4 protein-coding genes and 1 pseudogene are annotated in these 6185 nt (G+C 47.6%); 1 reads left to right on the top strand and 4 read right to left on the bottom strand.

What is annotated here, in order from left to right; all coding sequences use genetic code 11:
* The 4 genes and pseudogenes from AC25ND_RS07330 to tmk all read right to left on the bottom strand — a co-directional run.
* Nucleotides 1–625 (bottom strand): annotated as a pseudogene (locus tag AC25ND_RS07330) (IS3 family transposase); the annotation flags it as partial.
* A 157-nt stretch (nt 626–782) separates the two neighbouring features.
* The gene (locus AC25ND_RS07325; RefSeq protein ID WP_486976203.1) at nt 783–1469 is read right to left on the bottom strand and encodes an HIT family protein; all 687 of its coding nucleotides are present in this window, start codon (nt 1467–1469) and stop codon (nt 783–785) included.
* A complete protein-coding gene (locus AC25ND_RS07320; protein WP_486976202.1) occupies nt 1462–3174 on the bottom strand; it encodes an alpha/beta hydrolase in 1713 nt (570 codons plus the stop codon). The genes AC25ND_RS07325 and AC25ND_RS07320 overlap by 8 nt, the downstream gene beginning before the upstream one ends.
* 32 nt (nt 3175–3206) lie before the next feature.
* A complete protein-coding gene (tmk, locus tag AC25ND_RS07315) occupies nt 3207–4253 on the bottom strand; it encodes a dTMP kinase (RefSeq protein ID WP_486976201.1) in 1047 nt (348 codons plus the stop codon).
* A 754-nt stretch (nt 4254–5007) separates the two neighbouring features.
* Between tmk and nirK the strand changes: the two genes are divergently transcribed.
* Nucleotides 5008–6153, top strand: a complete 1146-nt coding sequence (gene nirK, locus AC25ND_RS07310; RefSeq protein WP_028688483.1) for a copper-containing nitrite reductase — start codon at nt 5008–5010, stop codon at nt 6151–6153.
* Nucleotides 6154–6185 lie beyond the last annotated feature (32 nt).

Raw genomic sequence — 6185 nt, 5'->3', positions numbered from 1 at the left:
AGATGGTTGGGCGATGCCACTGTTGGTTTTCCGCCATAAAACCCAGGACGACGGCGATAGCCCGTTTGCGAACGCAGCCCCTCTGCCTGCATCAAGCGATCGACTCGATTTCGCCCACAGATCTCTCCCAGCTCTCGAAGGTCATCGTGAATCTTGCGATAGCCATACACGCCTCCGCTTTCTAACCAGGCATGCTTGATCAAGCCAAGCAGGCGTTGATCTTCTTTGGCTCGGGCAGATTGAGGCTCGGCCAGCCAAGCGTAGTAGCCGCTGGGATGCACCTTGAGGGTTTGACAAAGACGCCGCACCGGGTAATCGATCGAGTGCTTCTTGATGAAGGCGTACTTCAGCCGCACTCCTTGGCAAAGTACGCGGCGGCCTTCTTTAAGATGTCTCGCTCTTCCGTCACCCGCTTGAGTTCAGCGCGCAGCTTGCGCAGTTCGGCCTGCTGATCATCGTCGTGCTGACGCTGCTCTTGGGGCTTGCTGTAGACCTTGATCCACGCGTAAAGACTGTGCACGGACATGCCCAAGCGCTGAGCGACATCGGCGACAGGTTTGCCTTTCTCGGTCACTTGCTTGACCGCTTCGATCTTGAATTCTTCAGGGTAACGCTGACGACTCATGGCACCTCCTATTTGGGCCTCATTATGAGGCTTGGAGGTGTCTACGAAACCAGGGGCGATTCACTATCTTGTACGAAATGCAGCAAACGATTCTAAAAGTTTTAATATAGAAATAAATGTAGAGAAAAACAAAGCCCGCGTTTCGCGGGCTTTGTCACTATTTACTGCAAAACCGTATAGCATTAAACCTTTTCTCTTCAGATTGCCCCATAATAAAATTATCCAAGCAGTCTAGCCAAGATTTAATATTAGCGGCCTGCGAGTCACTTCGCCAGTTCCAGTGATTTTGCAATTTAAGCTGTTCGTGTACAGCTTTACGAAGATACTGAGCATGCTTATCTTGATCAAAAGATATGTAAGACTTATTGGGATCTCCAAAGAAAATGTAATCAGGAGTGGAAGTTTCTATACCTGGCAAGTCAGAAACACTTAAAAACCTCGCATCCCTAAATTCCAAGCAGCTCGCATCAATGGCTGCTGGAAGTATGTGTAAGTGAGCATGATCAACACAGTTGATTAAAGACCTATCAACGTCCAATATACCATGCTCAAAGTAAAAAATAGAAACCGAATTCAGTACGGACTTATAGATTGCCTGCAAGTCACTGATCACTAATTCAAGTTCGGCAATCTCATCTTTTGTAGCCATACTAAAAGCTGTATAATGCCTTTTAGGAACAATAAGTAAATGACCGGAGATCAGCGACCCGACACTGGGAAAAATGTAAAAATATAGGCTTTCCAGTCTCAACCTACTCACCCCAATATTGGGCATGACATTTTTTAGGTAGTAGCTGTTATCCACATCCCCAGAAAACTCTGCGCAATAACTGCACTTATCCATGTAAAGCTATTCCTTTAACAAAATCACAGATAGACTTGAATAGAACCACCGTTTTATCAGACGGTTTACAAATTTCTGTGTGGGATGCATCGACCAAAATATGGTCGCAGTTTGGCAAGTTTGGATTCGATGATCTTTTGTTGACTATTGTAAAGTTTGAGTTCTCCCCATAACTCCTGTGAGAGATTTTGTGATCTGTAGCAAGTTTGTGATAGTCACGATTCAGAATAGTCAATTCTTTATTATTATAAAACAAATCTTTTACTGAATCGGGACTTAAGAGAAACTGTGAAAGGGACAAGAAGTTAGCAAGCCTTGATCCGATATGAGGTGTAGCTAGAAAAACAACCCCAACTATATTTCTGAAGCTATCTTGATTACTCCGCAACTTAAGCGAAAGGAGAATTTTCTTTGTTATAAGACCACCGAAACTGTGACCTACAAGTACAGTTTTTCTCTTGAAAATATCATTACTCTCGAGAAGGTGAAGAAGATTATTAGTCCTGTCTTCAAGAGACATACCCTTCCCCATCACTCGCACTGGTGGGTTTGCATATCCCAGCGAAAATACTCTTGCCTTAGTTTCTTCGGCCATTTTAGTTGGAAGGTAAAACCCAGTGTTTCCGTTGAGCCAAGTTTGCCTTGCATCTCCTCCTAACCCGTGAACAAATACCACATCAATTTCTGAATGGTTATCTTCTGACACCTGATATAGCTGCGGGTATTTTGCGGGATTTATATCGTCATATTTATAATAACTTTTTATGAACGACGCAAAATATTCAGTTTTTTTATTAAGCTCCGCAATTGCCATAATGGTGTCGTGGGCACCATAGCTGGTATCTTTGCCATAATCAGTGGTATCGCCGACAAAATGACTTCCAACAGTTGCTCTTTTGACGTATTCCTCAACAATTTTGCTAGGGAGCTTTTTCTCATGATCATTAGCAACGATGGCGCGCACGAATAAGTGCGTCAGAGGGTAATGGAAAGTTATTCTTCTAGGACTACCCTCCTCACTCACAGTGACCTCTTCACGATTCAAACACTTATCCCATGAGGTAGCATCTCCAATGGCACGCAGAGCAAAATCGATAGCCTTTGAAACAATACTAGAGCTTCTATGCTCAGTCTCGGACAGCAAAATTAAAGAATATGCCGTAGAGCCCAAGCACTCTCTACCATTTAGATCGGGCCAGCCGCCCGACTGCATAGCGCTTCCCAATACATACCTAACACCACGATGAAGAGCAGTGTTGAGCTCCGAAGTTCTTGAGCTTACGCTCGAAATCGCCCTCAATGCAACGGTCGTACTTACTACTCTTGAAGGACTGTTTTTAATAAGCCCCCACCCGCCGTCATCATTTTGAGAGTCAACCAGCCATGTCAATGCGTTGTTGATGGCTTCGTCAAAATTGGCCATCTCGGTATTGCACTTTGAAAGAGCAAGACAGGACCAGGCGGTCGCGTCAACCACGCCAACTTTATTGACGTTAGACACGAAAGGGAAACCTCCATCTGGAAGTGCAAATGATACCAGCGTGTTTAGCGCTCGGTATAGTTTTCCAAGGTCGAATCCATTTTCCCTAAGCGCAATCAATACATGCGCTGTTGCAACAATCCCTATTGTCCTGTTTGATCTTAGCTCTCGATACCAACCTTCCTGGCCGTCATATATAACCCTATTACCATAAAGTTCTTGCATCTTGCTTTCGAGAGTTAGTAACATACTAGACCTTATTCACCAATCACTTGTCTGAAATATCTATCCATGGGCACAACAGAGTCTTGTGTCGTATCTAGTCTTGCGCAGTACTCTTTGATAGCTGATTTTTTTATTTCGTTCGTAGCCTCAAACATCAAAGAAATATATCTCTTCGCATTACTGCATGCAAACAAATAGGATGAGGCAACAATGTTCGGCAACGAATCGTTCGCAGATTGAAGGACGCCGATCATTTTCCCTGTTTCGCTTTCCTTTAAGTTTTTAGCTAAATTTCTCAAAGCATCTAGCTGCTCTGCTGGTAGAGCCTTAGTATACTCGAGCACCTCATCGATATCCAAAATTCTGGCAGAAATACATTTTTGAATATGCTCTCGAATACACGATTTTTGAACAAGGTTGTGCTTATTGGTACTAGCTTGTTCTATGCATTTAGTAATCTCGTCGGCGATATCGTCTTTTGCCTTAAATTTGTCGCCAACCATACAATCAATTATAACTTTAGGAACGCCGCCTGTATCCAACGTACAATACATGTCCTGAGCTTTCTTCAGCAGATCTAAGTCTTGTTCGTAAACATCATGCCCGTCTATATAATTTCGCTTTCCTTTCGAACCAACATTTTTATGAGCGCTTGTCATACTACCTTTTAGCACAATGTATAAGTCCGGCTTAGGGAGACCCAATGCACCGTGTTCCATTTCATACACCCACGATGAAATATCTTCGCCGCTGCGTATACTCTGAAAAGTGGCATTCGACAAGCTGTATCGATTTGAAATAACAATATGACCTGAAGCTATAGATGCTTTAATTCTCTCAACGAACTGCATCCTATCTAGGCTAAAAAGCATTGCCATCAGTTTCCCTGGAAGGCTTTTCGCATTTATGTCCTTGTCATGCCCCGCTAGTAATTGCCCTAGCTCTTTACCTATAAAAGAATCATACGCTGGAAAATCATACGTATCTACAAGATTCCCGAGAGCTGCAAATCTCTCCTTAAGCAAAGATAACTGTGTTGCTTTACCTGTACCATCAATGCCTTCAATCACAATAAACATATTATTGACCTCGCCTGATATGTTTTAGAGGCCTGAAAACCTAGGCCTTAAGGCCTATTATCGCATCAAGCTAAATTTTGTGCATTATGAAAATTATTTCCGTTCGCCGAGGACTGCAAGAAATATCAGAACAATTAAATGCTGATAGCATGCCGGCAAGATATTTAAAAAGCACAGACTGATTTACGAAACTACACACCAAACATCTTTCCGAGCATACGCAATCTGAGTGCCGATTAAATTAGCACATAGCACTAGCTATTGACTTTTTACTAGAACACCAACGACTGCAGTGCCTTCGAAACTACGTCCTGGATTCATCATAAGTCTATTCGAGGCATAATTAATACGGCTAAACCCGGGCAAGAAGGTCGCTTACCGCTCTCGTTCATGCGGTAAATTTTAGAGTCGCACCCATCCACGGCCATGAGTGATGCTCATAGATATGGATCATACATATTCTGGCTTGGCTTTCTCATATAAAGGATTACTAGACTTTCGCCTAAGGATATTTTTAGAGATACCAGAATTTGAATCAATCAATATAAATCAGTAAATTCATATGGTTATGTTTATTTTCGACTCCTGGTGCCGCACCATCCTCAAAAGCCTCGACGAATGTCGGGGCTTTTTCGTTTCAGCCCCTGCGACACATTGCCCACCCTCTCCGCTTCTTGTTCTCCCTCAATAAACCTTACCTTTAAAGCGGCTATTCCTGTGCCCGACGGCTTTCGTCGACTTAAGGAGAAGTCCCATGAACGAGCAAGAAGGCGTGTCCCTCACCCGGCGTGGCATGCTGGCCGGTACCGTGTTACTGGGCGTCGGCGCCTCGGCGCTTGGCAGTGGCCTGGCAAAGGCCGCGACCGCCGTACCGGGCCAGGACCCGGCGGTTGACCTGGCGAAACTGGAACGTGTCAGCGTCGAGCTGGTGGCGCCGCCGCAAGTCCACGCTCATACCCAGCGTGCCGAGGGCAAGCCGCGGATCGTCGAGTTCCGCATGGTCATCGAAGAGAAAGAACTGGCCATCGACACCGCCGGCGCCTACATCCACGCCATGACGTTCAACGGCTCGGTTCCCGGCCCGCTGATGGTGGTGCATGAGGGCGACTACGTGGAACTCACCCTGGTCAACCCAGCCAGCAACAGCATGATGCACAACATCGATTTCCACGCCTCCACCGGCGCCCTCGGCGGCGGCGAGCTGACCCACGTGAAGCCCGGCGAGCAGGTCAAGCTGCGCTTCAAGGCCGACCGTGCCGGGGTGTTCGTATACCACTGCGCACCGGGCGGGGCGATGATTCCCTGGCATGTGGTGTGCGGCATGAACGGCGCGATCATGGTCCTGCCCCGCGATGGCCTGAAGGACCCCGAGGGCCGGCCATTGCGCTACGACAAGGTCTGGTACATCGGCGAGCAGGACTACTACATCCCCCGCGACAAGGACGGCAAGTACAAGCGCTACGCCAACCCCATGGCCAGCTTCGGTGACATGAGCCAGCTGATGAAAGGGCTGGTGCCCAGCCATGTGGTGTTCAACGGCAGCGTCGGTGCCCTGACCGGCAAGCAGGCGCTCACCGCCAAGGTCGGCGAGACCGTGCTGATCGTTCACTCCCAGGCCAACCGCGATACCCGCCCGCACCTGATCGGCGGCCACGGCGACTATGTCTGGGCCTCGGGCAAGTTCGCCAACCCGCCGCAGCGCAACCTGGAAACCTGGTTCATTCCCGGCGGCGCGGCGGGCGCGGCGTTGTATACCTTCCGCCAGCCCGGGCTGTACACCTACCTCAACCACAACCTGATCGAAGCGGTGATGCTCGGCGCCGCCGCGCATGTGCAGGTCGAGGGCCACTGGAACGACGACCTGATGAAACAGGTGCAGGCGCCCGGGCCGATCAGCTAGCGGCATTGACCCCGATCAAGCCCCTTGGCCAT

It is taken from the genome of Pseudomonas sp. P110(2024) (assembly GCF_057480795.1).
This window is presented reverse-complemented; position numbering and strand designations above follow the sequence as displayed.